The following is a 19,405-nucleotide window of genomic DNA, read 5'->3' as shown; positions in this document are numbered from 1 at the left end:
GATCGGCAAATCGACGGAGCGCTCCGAACGCGCGCCCGACCACTGCTTCTGAGGGGGCGACATGGCACGGCGTCTGCCGTCGCAGCCTCCGGTGCTGCCCGGCTTCTCCCATATGCACGTCCTGGGCTCGGGCGGCTTCGCCGACGTGTTCCTGTACGAGCAGAACATGCCCCGCCGGCAGGTCGCGGTCAAGGTCATGCTCAGCGAGGTCGTCAACGACCAGGTGCGGCAGATGTTCCAGGCCGAAGCGAACCTGATGGCGCAGCTCAGTGCGCACCCGTCGATCCTGACGGTCTACCAGGCCAGCGTCTCGGCCGACGGCCGCCCCTATCTCGTGATGGAGCTGTGCTCCGCCTCCCTGAGCGAGCGCTACCGGCGCGAGCGCATCCCGGTCGCCGACGTGCTGCGCATCGGGGTGAAGATCGGCAGCGCCATCGAGACGGCTCATCGCCAAGGGGTCCTGCACCGCGACATCAAGCCCTCCAACATCCTGATGACGGCGTACGGCCACCCCGTTCTGTCCGACTTCGGCATCGCCGCCTCGCTCAGCGAAGGCGAGCCCAGCGAGGTCGTGGGCTTGTCGATCCCGTGGTCGGCACCCGAGGTGCTTCGTGACGACACCTCCGGCACGGTCGCGTCCGAAGTCTGGTCGCTCGGCGCCACGGTCTACTCGCTGCTCGCCGGCCGCAGCCCGTTCGAGGTCCTCGGTGGGCCGAACACCTCGCACGACCTCATGACCAGGATCGAAAAGGGCAGACTGCAGCCGATCGGCCGCACCGATGTCCCGCCAGGGCTCGAAGCGACGCTCGCTCGTGCCATGTCGCATCGCCCGGAGAATCGCCAGGGGAGCGTCCTCGAGCTCATCCGCGAACTGCAGCAGGCAGAGTCCGAGCTGGGCGTCGCGCAGACCCCCATCGAAGTCGCCGTCGACGACTGGGCGTTGGCGACCGTCGCCGACCTCGAAGACCGTACGCGCGTCCGCGGCGCCGAGGGGTGCCCTCCGGCGGCGGCAACCGTCGTCGCCGGCGTCGTTCCCCGGTCGGCGCCTCCGCGAGCACTCCGCTGGCCGCCTCGGTCCGGAACAGCAACGCGATCCCGCGCTCCACCGGCACCCGTCCCGAGGCCAGGACGCCGAAGAAGGTCCAGTATCTGGCGTGGTCGCTCATCGCGGCCTCCGTCGTGGTGCTCGCCCTCGGCGGCATCGCGACCCTGTTCCTCGTGCGGGCGACGTCGACCGACATTCCCCGGGTAAGCAACATCCAGGCCGACACCAAGGGGTCGTCGATCGAGTTCAGCTGGAACGACCCCGGGCTCCGAGCGGGCGACACCTATGTCGTGACGTCGGGTACCGACTCCAGCACGCAGACGGCGACGAGCTTCCTCGCCCCCACCGGCACGGGTCAGCAGGTCTGCATCACGGTAACTGTCAACCGCTCGGGTAAGACGGGGCCGGTGAGCGCTGAGAAATGCGCGTCGGCGAAGGGCAACGGGTGAACCGCTTCCTCCGCTGGGTCCGCGGTCACCGCTCGTTCGCAGCGACGGGGCTCAGCGCGATCGTGATCGGCCTCGTCGCGACGACGATCGGTCTGACGAGCTCGGGCTACCAGGCCCAGAGGCTCAGCCTCGACGACGGGACCGTGTGGGTCGCCAACGACAGCCTCACGGCCATCGGGCGGGCGAACCCCGGAGTGCTCGAGCTGAACTCGGCGGTGAGAAGCACGGGCGCCGATCTTTCGGTCGTGCAAGACGCCTCGCACGTCCTCCTCCTCGACCGCAGCGATGCGACGGTCGGCGTCGTCGATCCTGCGACCGCGAGCATCGCCCAGACGGTCCCGCTCCCGCCGAACGATCCCGACGTCCTTCTGGCCGGGAACACCGCCGTGGTCGTCTCCGGCAAGACGGGCGAGTTCTGGACCTCGTCCGTCTCCGGCCTCGACGCCTTCGACGCCACCTCGCAGGCAGAGTTGAGCCTCGGTGCCGGGGTGTCGACCGGTCTCACGCCGTCCGGCACGTTGATCGCCTACTCGGCCGACAGCGGGGAGGTCACGAGGGTCGACGACGTCGCCCAGTTCGGCGTCTCCGCCACGGACACGTTGAAGCTGCCCAAGTCGGGCACCTATCAGGTCGCTTCCGTCGGGTCCCACTGGGCGGTCCTCAACACGAAGTCCGGCCTCCTCGTCGTCGACGGTCACCGGGTCGACCTGTCCACGCGGGTCCAGGGCCGCGTCGCGCTGCAGCAGTCCGCCGATTCCGGATCCTCCGTGCTCGTGTCGTCGTCGTCCGGCCTGCTCTCCGTATCGTTCCGCGGCGCCGTCTCCACCCGTGTCTCCGATCGCGACGGGACGGCCGCTCGCCCCGTCACGGTCGGCGGGTGCAGCTATGCGGCCTGGGCCGACGGTGCGGGCTGGAACGACTGCGCGTCGTCGACGGGCACGGTCATGAAGCTGCCGTCGATGCCGGGGTCGGCCGACCTGGTGTTCGGTGTCAACGGCTCACACGTGGTGCTCAACGACACGTCCGGCGGGTCGAGTTGGGCGGTGCAGCGTCGCGGGCAACTGATAGACAACTGGCGCGACCTCATCACCGACGAGAAAGACCAGCAGCAGAAGCCCACCGAGAACACCGACGACCAGCAGAAGCTCGAGGTGCAGCAGAAACCGCCGGTCGCCGTCGACGACGTGCTAGGCGCTCGGCCCGGTCGCGCGACGATCCTGCCCGTGCTCCTCAACGACTACGACCCCAACGGCGACCCGATCGTGGTCACGTCGGCGACCGACGTGCCGAAGTCGGTCGGTCGCATCGACGTCATCCAGAATCGGCAGCAGCTCCTTCTCACCCTCGCCGGCAGCGCCTCCGGCGTCGTCAGCTTCGACTACACGATCTCGGACGGCCGGGGCGGCACCTCGACGGCCAAAGTCACCGTCTCGATCCGGCAACCGGGCGAGAACAGTCCTCCGCAGCAGGTGCGCGCCGAGCACGCGGTCGTGTCGTCGTCGGGCAGGGTGACGGTCGACACGCTGGGCTCGTGGGTCGATCCCGACGGCGACCCGTTCTACCTCACGGGTGCGTCCGGGGGCGACGGCGGAACCGTCACGTACAAGCCCACGGGCGAGGTCGTGTACCAAGACAGCGGGAAGGGACCGTCGACGCAAGAGATCGTGCTCACGATGTCCGACGGCACCGCTGTCGGACGCGGCATTCTGAAGATCACGGTCGCTGCGGGCGGCGACGTCCCGATCACGGCGGAGTCGTTCCCCGTCCAGGCGTACAAAGGCGAGGCCATGACGATCTCGCCGTTGCAGTACGCCTCGGGGGCACGGGGCCACTCAAGCTCAACAGCGTTCCGGCGAAGGAGGGCGTGAAGCTCGTCCCCAACTACGCCGCCGGTACGTTCTCCTTCGAGAGCGATGTCCTCGGAACCCACCTGCTCGAGTACACGGTGACCGACGGCGACAAGACGGCGACCGCGACGGTGCGCGTCGACGTCCAGGCGGCGCCCGAGCCGAACACGGCGCCCGTCACGACCCCCAAGACGGTGTTCGTCCAGAGCCTGAGCACCCAGACGGTCGACATCACCGCGAGTGACTACGATCCTGCCGGCAACGTGCTCATGGTGACCGCGACGAGCGGGCCCGCGGTGAACAGCGGCGTGCAAGTGCAGACCATCGAACAGCGCTATCTCAGGATCACCCTCACCGCGCCGCTCGATCACGGTCCGGTGTCGTTCGCCTACACCGTGACGAACGGCCTCGCCTCGGCCCAGGGCTCGGTGACCGTCGTCCAGATCCCGCGGCCCGCCAGGCTCCAGCCGCCCATCGCCACGAACGACCAGGTGACCGCTCGGGTCGGAGACGCCGTCGACATCGACGTCCTTGCGAACGACTCGCAACCCGACGGCGAAGACATCACCCTCGATCCGGCGCTGGTGAAGAACGTCTCGTCGGGCGGCGGGCTCCTCTTCGTCTCGGGCACCCAGTTGCGCTACCTCGCCCCGAAGACCCCGGGCAACTTCACCGCTGAGTACGCCATCGAGGGTCCCGACGGCCAGCGAGCCACCGCACAGGTCGGCATCTCGGTGCGCGAGGCCGACTCCGCCACCAACAACCCGCCGGTTCCGCAAACGCTCACCGCGCGCGTCGTGGCCGGGCAGACGGTCCGAGTTCAGGTTCCTCTCGACAACATCGACCCGGACGGCGACTCCGTGCAGCTTCTCGGCGTCGACTCGAATCCCCAGAAGGGCAACGTCACCACCGTCGGCACGAACTACTTCGACTACGAGGCCGGCAGCTACTCGGCGGGCACCGACACGTTCACCTACACCGTGGTCGACGGACTCGGGGCACGCGCCACCGGAACCGTGCGCATCGGGATCGCTGCTCGGGCGCAGGGGGCGCGTAACCCGATCGCGGTGGCCGATGCCGTCACGATGCGGCCGGGGGCAGCATCCTGGTCCGGGTCCTGGCGAACGACTCCGATCCCGACGGCGGCGCCCTGCGCGTGACCGCCGTCAAGCCCAACGACAAGACCGTGAAGGCGACGATCCTGCCCAACGGCGTCGTCCGGGTCACCCCGCCGAAGCAGGCGAAGACCTACGGCCTCGTCTATACGGTCACGAACGCGGTGGGCGGCGCGTCGTCGAACTTCATCACGGTCAAGGTCGATCCGAAGGCGGAGCTCAACTACCCCGAGGCGTCCGACAGCACCCTGACCTTGAGCGACGTCCTCGGTCGGAAGACCGTCGACGTCAACGTGCTGGCGAACGTCTTCTTCGCCGACGGCAACGTCTCGACCCTCGGGCTCGGTGTCGAGCCGGGATACGGGAAGACCGCCGTGGTCACGGGCAAGCACCGGATCCGCGTCACCGTCACGAACCAGAGCCAGATCATTCCGTTCTACGTGTCGCACCCCGACGACCCGTCGATCAAGGCGTACGCGTTCATCCGGGTGCCCGGCTTCGACGACGCCCTTCCGCAGATCAAGGAGTCGGCCCCCGCGCTGACGGTGACGAGCGAGAAGCCGCTGACGATCGACCTGAACAAGTACGTCGTGTCGACCGGAGCGAACGGAGTGCGGCTGACCGACAGCAGCACCGTTCGTGCGACCCATGCCGACGGATCGAACCTGGTGGTGAACTCCACGACGCTCCGCTACACCTCGGCCGCAGCGTTCTTCGGCCAGGCGTCGATCTCGTTCCAGGTCACCGACGGCACTTCCGCCTCCGATCCGAACGGGCACACCGCGACCCTTGTCCTGCCCATCACGGTCACCGCCCGGGCCAATCAACCGCCCGTCTTCAACGGAACCACCATCGATCTCGAACCGGGCGATTCCCGCACTCTCGACCTCACCCGGCTCACGACCTACAAGTACCCGCGCGACATCGGGCAGCTGCGCTACAGCGTCACGACTCCCGACACCAACGGCTTCTCGGCGTCCCTGTCCGGTCAGAGACTGACAGTGCGCGCCGATTCATCGGCGAAGAAGAACGCCACGGCGACGATCGGGTTGACGGTGCGCGACGCCGCCTCTGCAGCCCAAGCCGGCAGCATCACGCTCGCGGTCGTCGGTTCGACCCGACCGTTGGCCATCGCCGCCTCCGACTCGGCGATCACCAAGCGGGGCTCGACGACGACGGTCGACGTCCTCGCGAACGACGAAGCCACCAACCCGTTCCCCGGGCAGCCGCTGAAGGTCGTCGCCATCCGCGGGCTGGGTGGCTCGTCCCTCCCCGCCGGCGTGAAGGTCACGCCCAGCACCGACAAGAGCCGTCTCACGGTCGCCGTCTCCGCGTCCGCCAAGCCCCTCGACACGCACCTCCAGTACCAGCTCGCCGACGTGACGAACGACCCGTCGCGATACGTGTGGGGCGACGTGACGATCTCCGTCGAGGACGTCCCGGATGCTCCGGCGGCACCGATCCGCTCCGGCACCTTCGTCGGTGGGCAGTTGACGCTCGCCTACCAGGCGCCGGTGGCCAACAACTCGCCGATCACGTCCTACCGGCTCACCGGCACCTCGGCCGGCGGCACGTACTCGAAGAACTGCGGCACATCGACCCTCTGTACCCTCACCGATCTCGACCCCGGCGCCCAGTACCGATTCAGCGTCCAGGCGATCAATGCGATCGGCACCTCCGCCGCCAGCCCCCAGAGCATCCCCTATAGCGCCGACTTCGTGCCCGCCGCTCCGACGGGCGTCACGCTCACCCCTCGACCACGTCGCCGAACACGCTCGTCGTGAGCTGGAACACGGTTCCGCAGCCCGCGCGCGGTACCCCGGTCACGGGCTACGTCGTCGAGATGGCAGGATCCGGCGCGCCCGGCACGCAGACCGTCTCCGGTACCAGCGTCACGGTCGGCGGTCTCACGCCCGCGGCTCAGTACACCGCTCAGGTGTACGCGAAGAACGACGCGCAGGTCTCGACCAGCGCCGACTGGGCGCGCAGCGGGTCTGCGACGGGCACTGCGGTCGGCACGCCGGCATCGGTCAGTGATCTCAGTGCGTCGAACGATCAGTCCTCGGCGCACGTCACGCTCAACTGGTCGGGTGTGGGAGCGCAGGGCGCCTCCGGGGTGACCTACAGCGTCGCTCGATTCGATTCGGGCTCGGCGGGGCCATCGGGCTGCAGCAGCAAGCCCTCGTCGATCGTGACCGGCCTCACGGCCACCAGCTACGTGGATACGTCTGCAGCGGAGGGCTCGGCCTACACCTATTACGTCTACGCCGACAATGGCTTGTTCTGCTCCACGTCGAATTCGAGCACCGTACCGGTCTACAAAGCTCCCGGTCAGGCGCAGAAGCCGACGGCCACGGTCGCGGAGAGCGGTGCAGGGACGGGCTACTTCGACGTGGCGCTCACGGGTCTCGCCGCGTCGGGCACCGTGAAGAGCTACTGGCTCTACGTCGACGGTGTCGACATGAACAGGTCCATCGGCGAAGGCGCAGTGGTGACCAGTTCGGCAGACGCGAGCGTCTACGGCACCCAGCACAGATATGCGGTCAGAGCCTGCCGGCTCCAGACGCAATCGGTGTGTGGGCCGGTGTCGGACCCCGTTCTGAAAACTCCGGTTAATGCAAACGTGACGGGGAATGCTGTCTACCAAGACTCACCGGGTGATGGCAGCACCCTCAATCGCACCGGCAACTGGACGTTCACTCTGCCGGCCGGATCCGGCTACGAAGGCGTCGCCTATCAGTGCGAGGGAGGTGACGTGACGTCCGACGGAGGCTCCACCTGTTCTGGCACCGGGGCCGATCCGCTCAACGGGCCGACGTTGCTCATTCGTGTCACTGCTAACGGCGGCGACTTTTACGACAAGACTTATACCGCGCCACTTCTCGGCAACTGACGCAGCACCTCCACGCACCTCACGAAAGAGACGCCACGACAATGAGCATGACGCCTGAGCAGGCCACCTGGTTCGCCGACATCTTCGCGCGCCTGGTCGGAAACGTCGACAAGGTCCTGCTCGGAAAGTCCTTCGTCATCAAGCTCTCGTTCACCGCACTGCTGAGCGAGGGGCACCTCCTGCTCGAAGACTTCCCGGGCACCGGCAAGACCTCGCTCGCCCGCGCCGTCGCGCAGACCGTGCAGGGTGCCAGCAGCCGGATCCAGTTCACCCCCGACCTCCTGCCCGGTGACATCACCGGGGTGAGCATCTACGACCAGAAGTCGGCCGAGTTCGAGTTCCACCCCGGGCCGATCTTCGCCAACATCGTCCTCGCCGACGAGATCAACCGCGCCAGCCCGAAGACGCAGTCCGCCCTGCTCGAGGTCATGGAGGAGTCGCGCGTGACGGTCGACGGCATCAGCCACCCCGTCGGCGCGCCGTTCATGGTCATCGCGACCCAGAACCCGATCGAGCAGGCCGGCACCTACCGCCTTCCCGAGGCGCAGCTCGACCGCTTCCTCATGAAGACCTCGATCGGCTACCCCGACCACGCCGCCACGCTCCGCATTCTCGAGGGGTCCGGCACCAAAGTGCACGAAGGAACCCTGACGCCCATCGTCGAGTCCGGCGTGATCACCGAGATGTCCCGGCTCGCCCGCACCGTGCACGTCGATCCCGTCGTCGCCGACTACGTCGCCCGCATCGTGGAAGCGACACGCACCGCCCCCGAGGTGCGCCTCGGGGTGAGCGTGCGAGGTGCGCTCGCACTCGTCCGCGTCGCCAAAACGTATGCCGCATCGACGGGCCGGCACTACGTGACGCCCGACGACATCAAGCTGCTCGCCGAGCCGGTGCTGTCCCACCGCATCGTCCTCGACCCGGAGGCGGAGTTCGACGGTGTCACCCCGTCGAGCGTCGTCAGCCAGCTCCTGATCGAGATCGCGCCTCCTGCGGAACGGGTGACCGCGTGATCCTGCCGTCGCCCCTGCCCATCCGACCGCCGTCCTCGCGACCACGAACGAGCTGACTCGTCCATGAGCGTGCCGACCCCTCCGGGAAACCCGGGCCCTGCGCCCGGGCTCGCCCGAGACGACGAGGACACCCGGGGCTCCCGCTCCCGCGGTGGCTCGTCGGTCGCGCCCGGCCGCACGCAGACACGGCCGAGCGCCCGCGCAGCGCGTGAGACCGGCAGGATCCAGACGCGCGGAGCCACGGCTCGGCCCGGCGGCCGCGATCGTGCCAGGTCTGCTGCTTCCGACACGCTGTACGGCACGAGCACGCAGGGGCTGACCAACGCGCGCACCCGCATCGTCGGCGATCGAACGGGCTTCCGGGCCGATCTGGTCATCGTCGTCGTGCGACTCTGGAGGTCGGTCACCCGGACGGTCAGTGGCTGGGCGCGGATCGCCTCCGGTGTCGTCACGCCGGTGGGCTGGGTCGTGCTCGTGCTCACACCGGTGTGCCTCGTGGCGGGCTACCTGCTCGGGTGGGTCGAACTCGTGGCGGTGGGTTTCGCCCTCCTCGTCCTGCTCTGCCTCGCGACGCTGTATGCGGTCGGCCGCAGCTCGTTCACCATCGCACTCGACCTGCCCCACCGGCGCGTGGCCGTCGGCGACGTGGCCATCGGGCGGGTGACCGTGTCGAACCCGACCAGGCGGCGCGTGCTCGGCGTCACCGTCGAGATCCCGATCGGTCAGGGTCTCGCCGAGATCAGCCTCCCCGGTCTCCGGGCGGGCGACTCGATCGACGACGAGTTCTCCGTCCCCACCCAGCGCCGCGGAGTGATTCCCGTGGGGCCGGTCCGAACCGTGCGCGGCGATCCCATCGGTCTGGTCCGGCGCGAGCTGGACTGGACCGGCATGATCGAGCTCTTCGTCCACCCCGAACCATCGGGATCCCCTCGACGAGCACCGGCCTGATCCGCGACCTCGAGGGCAACCCGACCCGAGACCTGTCGTCGAGCGACATCTCGTTCCACGCGCTGCGGCAGTACGTCCCCGGCGACGAACGTCGACACATCCACTGGAAGTCGTCGGCACGCGCGGGGAGTACCTCGTCCGGCAGTTCGAAGAGACGCGGCGAAGTCACCTCGTCATCGCTCTCAGCCTCGCCAACGCCGATTTCGCCACCGAAGACGAGTTCGAGCTCGCCGTCAGCGTGGCGGCATCGCTGGGAGTCCGGGCGATTCGCGATGCGCGCGAGGTCTCCGTCGTCGTGAGCGAGAGCACACCCGCGTTCGCGAAGCGCAAGACGCTCGCCGTCAAGTCCCTCAGCACCGTGACACGCACCCGACTGCTCGACGAGCTCGCCGTCGTCACCTACGACGAATCGGCGCTCGGCATCACCGATGTGGCGCGCGTGACCGGCGAGCAGGTCTCCGGCATCTCCGTGGCGTTCCTGGTGGTCGGATCGACGACGGGCATCACCGAACTGCGTGCCGCCGCTTCGGCGTTCCCACCCGGGGTCGAAGCCATAGCGATCGTCTGCGACCCCGACACCATCCCCGGCATGCGACGAGTCGCCGACCTCACGATCCTCACCGTGGGCTACCTCGAAGACCTGCAGAAGTCCCTTGCCCGGGCGGTGACGTCGTGAGCGCGCTCGGACAGGCCGAACGACCACAGCTGACTCCTCCCCGGCAGTCGGGCCTCCGTCCGAGGTCGACCCGAGCGAGGCTCTCGGTGCCGTTCGCGCTCGCCCAGACGGCAGGGTTCTTCGTGCTCATGGGTCTCGGAGCCGTCACGTTCTGGCCGGTGTACCGAAGCTCGTCGTTCGTGATCCTGGTGGCCGCCGGCCTCGTGCTCGGGGCGGCCATCTCACTCGCGGGGCTGTTCCTGCGGTTGTCGAGCTTCTGGATCCTGCTTCTCACGGTCATCGCCTTCGCGCTCTTCGGAGTCGCACTCGCCGTGCCCAGCCAGGCGCTCTACGGCGTGCTGCCGACGCTCGACGGCCTTCGAGAGCTCGTGATGGGCGTGGCGCTCGGCTGGAAACAGCTGCTCACCATCACCCTGCCCGTCGGGGCGTACCAGGCGCTCCTGGTCCCGGCCCTCGTGCTGGTCCTGGTCGGGACGGTCGTCGGGCTGAGCACCGCACTCCGCAGCCGCCGGGCCGAGCTGGCTCTGGCCCCGCCCGCGGTTCTCTTCGTCGCAGGAATCGTGTTCGGCCCGACCGACGCGGTCCTGCCGATCGTCGCAGGGCTGCTCCTCCTCGCAGCGGGAATCCTCTGGCTCGTGTGGTGGAGGCTCCGCCGGCGCAGGATCGCGATCGACGAACTCACGAGGGCGACTCGCGGTTCCGAGGCGGTGAGGAGGACACCCATCGCTCGGGTAACCGCGCGGTGGCCGGTCGCGCCGTCGCCGGAACCGTCGTGACCCTCGTCATCGCCGGGGCGCTGTCTGCCGGTGCCACGACCGCGCTGGCCCCGACGGCGCACCGGTGGGTGGCCCGCGAGGCCGTCGTGAAACCGTTCGATCCGCGCGACTACGTGAGTCCGCTGAGCGGATTCCGCGCCTACGAGCAGTCTCCGACCTCCTCGCAGGCACAACTCACCGTCACCGGCCTGCCGGCCGGCGATCTGCTCAGGATCGCCACCCTCGACACGTACGACGGCGTCGACTTCTCGGTCGGCAGCGATCACGCCTCCGAGGCCTCCGGCACCTTCACGCGTGTTCCGACCTCCTACGACCAGTCGAGGGTTCGGGGCGCGCAGACGTCGATCGACGTGAGTGTCGACGGTTACTCGGGCGTCTGGCTGCCCACCGTCGGCAAGCTCGAGTCGATCGACTTCTCCGGTTCGTCGGCGTCGGCCCACCGCGACGCCTTCTTCTACAACGACACCACGGGCACCGCCGCCGTCGTGGGCGGGATCGGCAAGGGCACCTCCTATCGGCTCACGGCGGTGTCGCCCAGGCAGCCCACGACGAGCGAACTCGCCGGGCTCACCCCGGGAACCGCGTCGGTGCCGACACCCTCCGCGGTGCCGGCCGCCTTGAAGACGACGCTGGAGGGCTACGTCGACGGAGTGACCGGCCAGGGGGCACGTCTTCAGGCCGCGCTCAAGGGCATGAAGGCGCAGGGCTACGTGAGCCACGGAGTGGGGCAGGACGAACCGGTGAGCCGGTCCGGTCACGGAGCCGACCGTCTCGAGCAACTCTTCACCGACAAGCAGATGATCGGTGACGCCGAGCAGTACGCGGCCGCTGCCGCCCTCATGGCCGACCAGCTCGGGTTCCCGTCGCGCGTCGTCCTCGGTTTCACGGCGGCCGACTCGACCGGTGGCACGACGACCTTCCGCGGCTCCGACATCACGGCGATGATCGAGGTCGACACCGCCCAATTCGGCTGGGTGACGCTCGATCCGAACCCGACTCCCCGAAAGATCCCCGACATCAGCAAAGAAGACCCGAATAAAGTCTCGCGCCCGCAGTCGGTGATCCAGCCTCCGCCACAGGAGTCCGATCCGCGCAACGACCAGTCGCAGCCGCAGAGCAAACAGGACAACCCGGCCGACGCGCCCGCCTGGATCGCCATCCTGCTGACGGCCGCCACGATCGCCGGCTGGGTCGCTCTGGCCGCCGGGATCCTGATGGCTCCGTTCCTCGCCATCGTCGCCGTGAAGGCGCGCAGGCGACTGCGACGACGACGGGCGAGAGATCCACGTCGACGGATGACCGCAGGATGGCAGGAGTTCGAAGACGCTGTCGTCGACCACGGCATCGCCACGCCGACGTCCGCGACCCGCTCCGAGGTCGCCGCATCCGTCGGAGGTACGCGAGCGGGCGTTTTGGCGAGGGTCGTCGACCGGTCCGTGTTCGCGCCGGAGAGCTCGGATCCCGGCGATGCGGATCGCGTCTGGAAGGCTGTCGGAGAGATGCGCACGCAGCTCGACCGCGGCCTGACACGGTGGCAGCGATTCAAGGCCGCCGTCTCGACGAGGTCACTGCGTGGATACCATGGCCGGAAGGCCCACAAGCGTTAGAGGATCATCCACACCCATGCACTGCCCCACCTGCTCGAGTCCCCTTCCCGACGGAGCCATGTTCTGCGGGCAGTGCGGGCGCGCTATTTCCACTGCCGACTGGACGGCCTACCGACGGGCGCGAGACGAAGCGGCCGCCGCTGAGGCTGCCCGTTCCGCGGGCGCTCCAGCGGAACCGGGCGGAGCCGCCTGGTCGTTGCGCGAGCCGCCGCCTGCTGCGGTCCCGGCCGGAACCCCGTGGTGGGTGGGTCCTTCGACGGAGTCCGGCACTCCCGAGTCATCCGTCGACGCCGGGTCGGCGGAGGCCCCGGATGCGGCGGCTCAGGCTCCGACTCACTCCCAGACGGGCGCCGTCGATGAGGAGACGATCGCGTCGCTGCCCTCGCTGCCCTCGCTCGACCGCGAAGCGGCGGCCGAAGTCGCTGACGCGCGTGCAACGAACGACGCCGTCGATGGCATGTCCGGGGAGCGGCCTCCGATGAGGCCGACGCCGACGCCGACGCCGACTCCGTGGACGACGCCGACGCCGTGGACGACGCCGACGTGCCGGGCGCCGCACCTTCGGTGACGCCTCTGGCCGTCCCGCCGCCCCTGCCCCTCCGTCCGCCCGGCTCCGCGACCGGCAGCGGTCGCCCGGCTTCCGTCCCTCTCTGGACGGCCTCGCTCACCCCCGTCCCGGACGAGCCCGATGCTGGTTCCGCCGGCGAGCCCGCGGGCGGGTCGCCGGCGGCGAACGGGTCGCCGGCGGCGAAAGAGTCCGCCGACACCCGCGACGCCTCTGCCGAACCTCCCGCACCGGCGGCGACCTCGGAGGGGTCCCGTCCGACGGACGATGCCGCAGCCGCACAGGCACGCGCGACGCCGGAGACGAGCCGGCAACGCGTGCCGGCTGATCGTGCTCTCCGCGCGCGGGAGGCGTCCTCGTCGGCCGCCCCCGAGGGGCTCGCGTCGCGGGCAGAGCCCGCCCCCGAGGGGCTGGCGACGCCGGCAGAGCCCGCCCCGGAGGGGGTCGCGACGCCGGCAGAGCCCGCTGACGCACCGCGACCGGGCGACACCAATGTGATCGCGCCGCTCGTCACGCCGAGGCCCGAGCGCATCGACGGACGACTGCACTGCACCGTGTGCGGTGCCCCCTTACGGACGAGGACATCTTCTGCGGCGAGTGCGGCACGGTCGTGCAGTCCGTGGCGCAGTCGTTCACAGGTCCGATCACCCCGATCCTCACGGGGGTCGTTCCCGTCGGCGAGGGGTCGGCCCCTCCGGTCGAGAGCGACGAAGCCGCCGAGAACCCCGAGTCCGGCGCTCAGCCCGAACGTGCCACCGGCGCCTCGGAGCAGACTCCTGCCACCCCGCCTCGACCGGCACCACTGGCGCCCACGCCGGTGGCCTCCGACTCTCCGGTCCCGTTCGTCCCCGAGCCGGCCAAGCCGAAGAAACGACGCCTGTTCGGGCGTCGCGGAGCCGAGGACGCACCGGAGCTCTGGTCCGCCTCGACGAGCGGATCCGCGCCTGCCGCGGTGGAGCCGGAGGCGGCATCGACGTCCGTCCCGGCGATGCCGCCCGCACCCGAACCGGTCGCTCCGCAGCCCGACCCGGTTGCGCCGCCCCTCCGGGCCGACCAGGTTCCGGCGCCCGTGGACGACGGGCAGCCGGCTTCGCCCGTGCAGGCTCCGCTGGCCGCGACTCCGATCGACGCGCCAGAACAGACTGCAGACCCTGTCCTCGCACCGCTCCCGGACGCGCCCGTGGTCGACAAACCCGCGGCCTCGTGGGCGATCAACCTCGGGGCGCCCGTTGACGACGTCGAGAAGACCCGCATCGTCCGCCGTCAGCCGCTCGGCGAGCCTTTCGTCCTGCAGTTCAGCACGGGGGAGAGTTTCACGGTCCAGGGCACCGGACTGGTCGGGCGGGCGCCGACGCCGCAGCCGGGTGAGGCGATCGATCTGCTCGTCCGCATCGTGGACCCGGGGCGTTCCGTCTCGAAGACCCACCTCGAGTTCGGCCAGGAGGACGGCACCCTCTGGGTGTCGGATCGCTGGTCGGGTAACGGCTCCGTCGTCAGGGCGCCGTCCGAGCAGGCCCGACGCGTCGAGCCGGGGAAGCGGGTCCGTGTGCCGCGGGGTTCCCGGGTGGAAATCGGCGAACAGTTCTTCATCGTCAGCTGACGTTCTCCTCAACTCGGTCTCGGCGCTGAGTTCTCCACAGATTCGTCGAGGGGCTCCCGAGATCGGTCGGTGCCGATGAGATGGAGGTATGAACTTCCCGCTCTACCGACCGCCCCACCCGTCCCTTTCACGGCGCCGCCCGTTCCCCTTCGTCACGGTGACGGCAGCGAGTGTCTCCGCGGTTCTGGGCGTCGGCGCCGTGGCGGAAGACCTTGCGAGAACGGTCGACGGCCTTGGGCCCGTCACCGCGTGCGCGCTGGCCATCGCACTGGTCGCGGCTCTCCTGGTTCTGGCCTGGTGTGAGAGCGGTCTCCTCGAGACGGGTCGGCGGTTGCGGGCAACGCGGCGGCATCGTCGAGACACGATGGTGTTCGAGTCCGACCTGCGTGCCGCTCTCGAGGGTGAACGGCGCGAGATCGTGCATGCGGCCCGACAGGCCGAGGGCGTGATCGTCGGCCACGGAACGGTCGACAGCGAGATCCGGGTGTCCGGCGACCCGACTCGCTTCGTCCACGAGAGAGTCCCGTTGGTCGTTCGACCACCGGGCGTGATTCGCGTGCTCGGGCCGCCCGGGCTCTCCGACGCGGTGCTCGATGCCCTCGTGGTCCAACTCCGAACGAGACACCGCACGGCCGGTGTCCTCGAGATCGGCGAACGGTCACTCGCCGGAGGGCGCAGGATCACAGCGCAGCACCGCTCCGGGGCAGTCCACTGGATTTTCACGACCGACTCCGTGCCGGTTCAGCCCAGCGCACTCCTGACGGAGGTCTGGCTCGGCCCCGACGGAACAGCGTGCGTGCGTACCCCGAGCCGAACGGGCAATGCGTGGGTTCCGCTGGAGCCGTGCCTGGTGTCGGTCGCAGACTCGTGTGTCGGCTCGCCGGTGCTGACGGGCGGTGACAAGTGGTAATGGGTGCTGCCGGTGCTGCCGGTGCTGCCGGTGCTGCCGGTGCTGCCGGTGCTGCCGGTGCCGCCGGTGCCGCGAGGGCGGCAGCCGCTGCGCGTCCCGCGGGGCGGCGGGGGCTGCGGGCGCTGCGCGTCCCGCGGGTCAGACGGCCAATCCGGCGCCGGCCCGGATGCCGCCGACCAGGTCGCCGCCGCCTGTGACGCGCTCGAGCGTTCGAGCCAGCACGCGATCGGCATCCTCCTGAGGGACGACGCCCTCGGCCACGAGCAGGTGGAGAGCGGTGAGAGTGCCGGCGCGAAGATTGCCATCGAGCACCTTCACCGCGACCGCCACGCCATCGGTCGTGCCCATGACCATGACTCCTTCGGCGCCGAGCTTCGCCAGCAGGCCGAGCTCCTCGATCGTGACGGTGTTCGCCCGGTCGTGGCCGTCGAGGGCCCAGGGGTCGGCCAGGACGGCTCGCACGAGGTGCCCGGCGTCGGCGTCGGCGTCGGTCGTCGCCGAGTGCGTCAGGCGAGCGACCCCGCGCGCGAGACCGGCCAACGTCGTGGCGAAGACGGGGGCCCCGCAGCCATCGACTCCGGCATGGTCGATCGTCTCCCCGACGTAGTCGGCCACCGTCTCGCGGGCCGCGACCTGCAGAGGGTGGTCGAGATCGTCGTAGTGAGCGGCGTCCCAGCCGTTCTCGGCGCACGCGAGCAGAAAGGAGGAGTGCTTGCCACTGCAATTCATGAAAATCCGTCGCTTCGTCGAAGCGGTCCGGGCCGTCTCGCGGTCGTACGGCCAATCGGGCGGGCAGAGGAGGTCGTCCTCCGTTGCTCCGATGCGCTCGAGCATCGCTGTGACGACCGCCTGGTGGTCAGGGGTGCCGGCGTGGCTCGCCGTCGCGAGAACGGCCTGGACTCCGTCGAGCCGAACGCCCGACCGAAGGACCGTCAGAGCCTGGAACGGCTTCAGACACGAGCGCGGGTACACGGAGGCCGAGACGTCACCCACCGAGCGGAGAAGGGCTCCGTCCGACGACACGACGGCTGCAGCGCCGATATGGCGGCTCTCCGTCATGCCCGAACGTTCGAGGACGGCCAATTCGACCGATCCCGAGACCTCCAGAGGGTGGCGCGTCGATGAGAGTGTGCTGCGTTCGGCCTGGTCGTTCACATGGGGGAGTGTAACGATAGGGGGACGAGAAGGGGCCCATCCGCATGTTCGATCACCACTACGCCGTCCACACTCTCTGGACGGGCGATCGCGGCCACGGCACCGTCGACTACCGGTCCTACGGTCGCGACCACGTGATGTCCGTCGAGGGCAAGGGCGACATCCTCGGTTCCGCCGACCGTCCGTTCCGAGGCGACGTCGATCGCTGGAATCCCGAGGAGATGCTTCTCGGAGCGCTGTCCCAGTGCCACCTGCTGAGCTATCTGCACGTCTGTGCCACCAACGGCGTCGTCGTCACGGGCTACGTCGACCAGGCCGTCGGCACCATGGTCCAGACCGGAGACGGCGGGGGTCACTTCACCGAGGTGATCCTGCGCCCCACCGTCACGGTCGCAGACGAATCGATGCGTGAGAGCGCCCTCGCGCTGCACCACGAAGCCTCGACGAAGTGCTTCATCGCGTCGTCCGTGAATTTCCCCGTCCTCCACGAGCCTCAGGTCGTCGTCGCCGGAGTCGCGAGTCCCGCGATCTGACGCTTCCGGGGTCACGCCGAGGGTGCGGCCTTGACGCACACCCAGGAAGCGGCCTGAAACGTCGGCAAGACTGGGTCGACTCCGTTCCCGACTCGAAAGTCCTCGATGCGCCGACCCCTCTGCCTCGCGTCCCTCGCCCTCGTACCCGTTCTGGCACTGGCCCTGGCCGGATGCACCTCCGGGTCCTCGACGTCGACCCCGACGGCGAGCAACGACGCGAAAAGCTCGTGTTCCGCGCCGGCAGCCGGATCCGCGTCGAAGGCCGTCACCGTCTCCGGTGCCCTCGACGCCGAGCCGAAGGTCTCCTTCGCGAAGGGACTCTCGGTGAAGAAGACGCAGCGGTCGACCGTCATCACGGGCACGGGCGAGAAGGCCGTTCCCGACACCCTGCTCAACGTCGCGTTCACGATCTACGACGCGACCTCGGGCAAGAAGGTCAGTACCGCCGGCTACAAAGGCATGGAGGCAGCACAATTCACCGTCAGCGACAAGCTGTTCCTTCCCGGCCTCGTCAAGGCGATGCAGTGCGCCACGGTCGGGTCACGAACAGTGACCGTGGCCGATGCGACCGACATGTTCGGGTCGAACGGCTCGGAGTCCTTCGGCGTCGCCGCCAACGACGACCTCGTGATCGTGCTCGATCTGCTGTCGCCCGTGGCCACGAAGGCCACCGGTACACCGGTCGCTCCGAAAGCAGCGTTCCCCCGGTGAAGCTGGCGGCAGACGGTCAACCGAAGGTCACGATCCCGAAGACCGCCGCTCCGAAGACTCTCCAACTCGAGGTGCTCAAGAAGGGCTCCGGCGCGACGGTGCCTTCGGGCGGCTCGGTCACCGTGCAGTATCAAGGCACCCTCTGGCGCACGGGCGAGGTCTTCGACCAGTCCTGGGGCTCGGGCCCTGCAACCTTCTCCACCGACAAGGTCGTCGCCGGCTTCCAGAAGGCCATCGTCGGCCAAACCGTCGGTTCGCAGGTGCTCGTGGTCGTCCCGCCCGTCGACGGGTACGGCACGGCGGGTAACGACACGGCCGGCATCAAAGGGACCGACACGCTCGTCTTCGTGATCGACATCCTGGCCAAGAGCTGACGCGCACCGCGGGCCAGTAGCCTGGCACGATGCGACGCATCACCGTTCTCGGTTCCACCGGTTCCATCGGGGTCCAGGCTCTCGACGTGATCGAGGCGAATCCGCACCTCTTCACGCTGGTCGGCCTCTCCGCGGGGTCGAACTCCGTCCTTCTCGGCGAGCAGGCGGCCCGGTTCGGAGTCGAGCACACGGGTCTCGGCACGGAGGAGTCCATCGCGCTCGTCCGCGACGTCCCCACCGACGTGGTCCTCAACGGAATCACAGGGTCCGTCGGTCTCGGCCCCACCCTGGCGGCGCTCGAGTCGGGAGCGACGCTCGCCCTCGCCAACAAAGAGAGTCTGATCGTCGGCGGGGACCTCGTGAAGCAGCTCGCCGAGCCGGGCCAGCTCGTGCCCGTCGACTCAGAACACTCCGCCATCGCCCAAGCCCTGCGGTCCGGAGCCCCGAGCGAGGTCCGCCGCCTGATCCTCACCGCGTCGGGCGGACCCTTCCGGGGTCGCAGCCGTGATTCCCTCCGCGACGTCACGCCGCGTGAGGCTCTGGCGCACCCGACCTGGGACATGGGTCTCGTCGTCACCACCAACTCGTCCACCCTCGTGAACAAGGGCCTCGAAGTGATCGAGGCTCACCTCCTCTTCGACATCGACTACGACCGCATCGACGTCACCGTCCACCCGCAGTCGATCGTCCACTCCATGGTCGAGTTCGTCGACGGCTCGACCCTCGCGCAGGCTTCGCCTCCCGACATGCGGCTTCCCATCTCGCTCGGTCTCGCCTGGCCCGACCGCGTTCCGGGTGTCGGCGTGCCACTCGACTGGACGACGGCGTCCACCTGGACCTTCGAACCTCTCGACGGCGACGCCTTCCCGTCCGTCGCACTGGCGAAAGAGGTCGGAAAAGCAGGATCGACCTTCCCCGCCGTGTTCAACGCGGCCAACGAGCAGGCCGTGTTGGCCTTCCACGGCGGACGCATCGGCTATCTCGACATCTTCGACGTCATTCGCGCCGTCGTCGACGCTCACGATCCCGGCGCCGATGCGTTGAGCCTCGACGGAGTCCTCGAGGCGGAGCGCTGGGCGCGAGCGCAGGCCGACCGCCAGCTCGCCCACGTCGCCGGCTGACTCCCGCCGGCTGGGCCCCGCCGGCTGAGCCTCGCCGGCTGAGCCCCGCCGGCCCGCCCGCGCCCCG

General features: G+C 69.2%; 19 protein-coding genes. 18 read left to right on the top strand and 1 reads right to left on the bottom strand.

Annotation, left to right across the window (positions count from 1 at the left end; translation table 11 throughout):
- Positions 1-61: 61 nt before the first annotated feature.
- The 14 genes from QUE79_RS15695 to QUE79_RS15620 all read left to right on the top strand — a co-directional run bounded on the left by QUE79_RS15695 (position 62) and on the right by QUE79_RS15620 (position 15,444).
- Positions 62-1,252: a serine/threonine-protein kinase gene (locus QUE79_RS15695; protein WP_286343891.1), complete on the top strand. Its 1,191-nt coding sequence runs from the start codon at positions 62-64 to the stop codon at positions 1,250-1,252.
- Positions 1,180-1,494: a hypothetical protein gene (locus QUE79_RS15690; protein ID WP_286343890.1), complete on the top strand. Its 315-nt coding sequence runs from the start codon at positions 1,180-1,182 to the stop codon at positions 1,492-1,494. The genes QUE79_RS15695 and QUE79_RS15690 overlap by 73 nt, the downstream gene beginning before the upstream one ends.
- Entirely contained in the window at positions 1,491-3,362 is a 1,872-nt protein-coding gene (locus QUE79_RS15685) for an Ig-like domain-containing protein (RefSeq protein ID WP_286343889.1), read from the top strand. The genes QUE79_RS15690 and QUE79_RS15685 overlap by 4 nt, the downstream gene beginning before the upstream one ends.
- Positions 3,359-4,501 carry an Ig-like domain-containing protein gene (locus QUE79_RS15680; protein WP_286343888.1) on the top strand — a complete coding sequence of 381 codons (1,143 nt, stop codon included), beginning with the start codon at positions 3,359-3,361 and terminating at the stop codon, positions 4,499-4,501. Before QUE79_RS15685 ends, QUE79_RS15680 begins: the two co-directional genes overlap by 4 nt.
- Positions 4,444-6,240, top strand: a complete 1,797-nt coding sequence (locus QUE79_RS15675) for a fibronectin type III domain-containing protein (protein ID WP_434011062.1) — start codon at positions 4,444-4,446, stop codon at positions 6,238-6,240. The genes QUE79_RS15680 and QUE79_RS15675 overlap by 58 nt, the downstream gene beginning before the upstream one ends.
- Entirely contained in the window at positions 6,237-7,349 is a 1,113-nt protein-coding gene (locus QUE79_RS15670; protein ID WP_286343886.1) for a fibronectin type III domain-containing protein, read from the top strand. Before QUE79_RS15675 ends, QUE79_RS15670 begins: the two co-directional genes overlap by 4 nt.
- 41 nt (positions 7,350-7,390) lie before the next feature.
- Positions 7,391-8,362, top strand: a complete 972-nt coding sequence (locus tag QUE79_RS15665; RefSeq protein ID WP_286343885.1) for an AAA family ATPase — start codon at positions 7,391-7,393, stop codon at positions 8,360-8,362.
- Between the two features lie 63 nt (positions 8,363-8,425).
- Positions 8,426-9,310, top strand: coding sequence for a hypothetical protein (locus QUE79_RS15660; protein ID WP_286343884.1), 885 nt, complete (start codon positions 8,426-8,428; stop codon positions 9,308-9,310).
- 295 nt (positions 9,311-9,605) lie between these two features.
- On the top strand, positions 9,606-9,986 hold the full coding sequence (locus QUE79_RS15645) for a hypothetical protein (protein WP_286343883.1): 381 nt from the start codon (positions 9,606-9,608) through the stop codon (positions 9,984-9,986).
- Positions 9,983-10,762: a hypothetical protein gene (locus QUE79_RS15640; RefSeq protein WP_286343882.1), complete on the top strand. Its 780-nt coding sequence runs from the start codon at positions 9,983-9,985 to the stop codon at positions 10,760-10,762. The genes QUE79_RS15645 and QUE79_RS15640 overlap by 4 nt, the downstream gene beginning before the upstream one ends.
- On the top strand, positions 10,729-12,369 hold the full coding sequence (locus QUE79_RS15635; RefSeq protein ID WP_286343881.1) for a transglutaminase TgpA family protein: 1,641 nt from the start codon (positions 10,729-10,731) through the stop codon (positions 12,367-12,369). The genes QUE79_RS15640 and QUE79_RS15635 overlap by 34 nt, the downstream gene beginning before the upstream one ends.
- 16 nt (positions 12,370-12,385) lie before the next feature.
- Entirely contained in the window at positions 12,386-12,937 is a 552-nt protein-coding gene (locus tag QUE79_RS15630) for a zinc ribbon domain-containing protein (RefSeq protein ID WP_286343880.1), read from the top strand.
- Between the two features lie 553 nt (positions 12,938-13,490).
- On the top strand, positions 13,491-14,534 hold the full coding sequence (locus tag QUE79_RS15625; protein ID WP_286343879.1) for an FHA domain-containing protein: 1,044 nt from the start codon (positions 13,491-13,493) through the stop codon (positions 14,532-14,534).
- A gap of 88 nt (positions 14,535-14,622) precedes the next feature.
- Complete coding sequence (locus QUE79_RS15620; RefSeq protein WP_286343878.1) at positions 14,623-15,444, top strand: hypothetical protein; 822 nt, start codon at positions 14,623-14,625, stop codon at positions 15,442-15,444.
- 138 nt (positions 15,445-15,582) lie between these two features.
- Here QUE79_RS15620 and QUE79_RS15615 read toward each other — a convergent pair whose 3' ends face one another.
- Positions 15,583-16,599 (bottom strand): asparaginase, encoded by a 1,017-nt coding sequence (locus QUE79_RS15615; protein ID WP_434011010.1) that lies wholly within the window; start codon positions 16,597-16,599, stop codon positions 15,583-15,585.
- A 44-nt stretch (positions 16,600-16,643) separates the two neighbouring features.
- Between QUE79_RS15615 and QUE79_RS15610 the strand changes: the two genes are divergently transcribed.
- From QUE79_RS15610 to dxr, 4 genes are all read left to right on the top strand, one after another.
- Positions 16,644-17,132 (top strand): OsmC family protein, encoded by a 489-nt coding sequence (locus QUE79_RS15610; RefSeq protein WP_286343877.1) that lies wholly within the window; start codon positions 16,644-16,646, stop codon positions 17,130-17,132.
- Between the two features lie 105 nt (positions 17,133-17,237).
- Positions 17,238-17,843 (top strand): FKBP-type peptidyl-prolyl cis-trans isomerase, encoded by a 606-nt coding sequence (locus QUE79_RS15605; protein WP_286343876.1) that lies wholly within the window; start codon positions 17,238-17,240, stop codon positions 17,841-17,843.
- A complete protein-coding gene (locus QUE79_RS15600; protein WP_286343875.1) occupies positions 17,840-18,217 on the top strand; it encodes an FKBP-type peptidyl-prolyl cis-trans isomerase in 378 nt (125 codons plus the stop codon). Before QUE79_RS15605 ends, QUE79_RS15600 begins: the two co-directional genes overlap by 4 nt.
- A 29-nt stretch (positions 18,218-18,246) precedes the next feature.
- Positions 18,247-19,338 carry a 1-deoxy-D-xylulose-5-phosphate reductoisomerase gene (gene dxr / locus QUE79_RS15595; protein WP_286343874.1) on the top strand — a complete coding sequence of 364 codons (1,092 nt, stop codon included), beginning with the start codon at positions 18,247-18,249 and terminating at the stop codon, positions 19,336-19,338.
- The last annotated feature ends 67 nt before the right edge of the window (positions 19,339-19,405 follow it).

It is taken from the genome of Frondihabitans sucicola (assembly GCF_030296615.1).
GTDB lineage: Bacteria > Actinomycetota > Actinomycetes > Actinomycetales > Microbacteriaceae > Frondihabitans > Frondihabitans sucicola.
This window is presented reverse-complemented; position numbering and strand designations above follow the sequence as displayed.

Excerpts from the sequence above, each read along its gene's own strand:
- QUE79_RS15695 (WP_286343891.1), top strand. The coding sequence starts at position 62 with ATGGCACGGCGTCTGCCGTCGCAGCCTCCGGTGCTGCCCGGCTTCTCC.
- QUE79_RS15665 (WP_286343885.1), top strand. The coding sequence starts at position 7,391 with ATGAGCATGACGCCTGAGCAGGCCACCTGGTTCGCCGACATCTTCGCG.
- QUE79_RS15660 (WP_286343884.1), top strand. The coding sequence starts at position 8,426 with ATGAGCGTGCCGACCCCTCCGGGAAACCCGGGCCCTGCGCCCGGGCTC.
- QUE79_RS15630 (WP_286343880.1), top strand. The coding sequence starts at position 12,386 with ATGCACTGCCCCACCTGCTCGAGTCCCCTTCCCGACGGAGCCATGTTC.
- QUE79_RS15620 (WP_286343878.1), top strand. The coding sequence starts at position 14,623 with ATGAACTTCCCGCTCTACCGACCGCCCCACCCGTCCCTTTCACGGCGC.
- QUE79_RS15610 (WP_286343877.1), top strand. The coding sequence starts at position 16,644 with ATGTTCGATCACCACTACGCCGTCCACACTCTCTGGACGGGCGATCGC.
- QUE79_RS15605 (WP_286343876.1), top strand. The coding sequence starts at position 17,238 with ATGCGCCGACCCCTCTGCCTCGCGTCCCTCGCCCTCGTACCCGTTCTG.
- dxr (WP_286343874.1), top strand. The coding sequence starts at position 18,247 with ATGCGACGCATCACCGTTCTCGGTTCCACCGGTTCCATCGGGGTCCAG.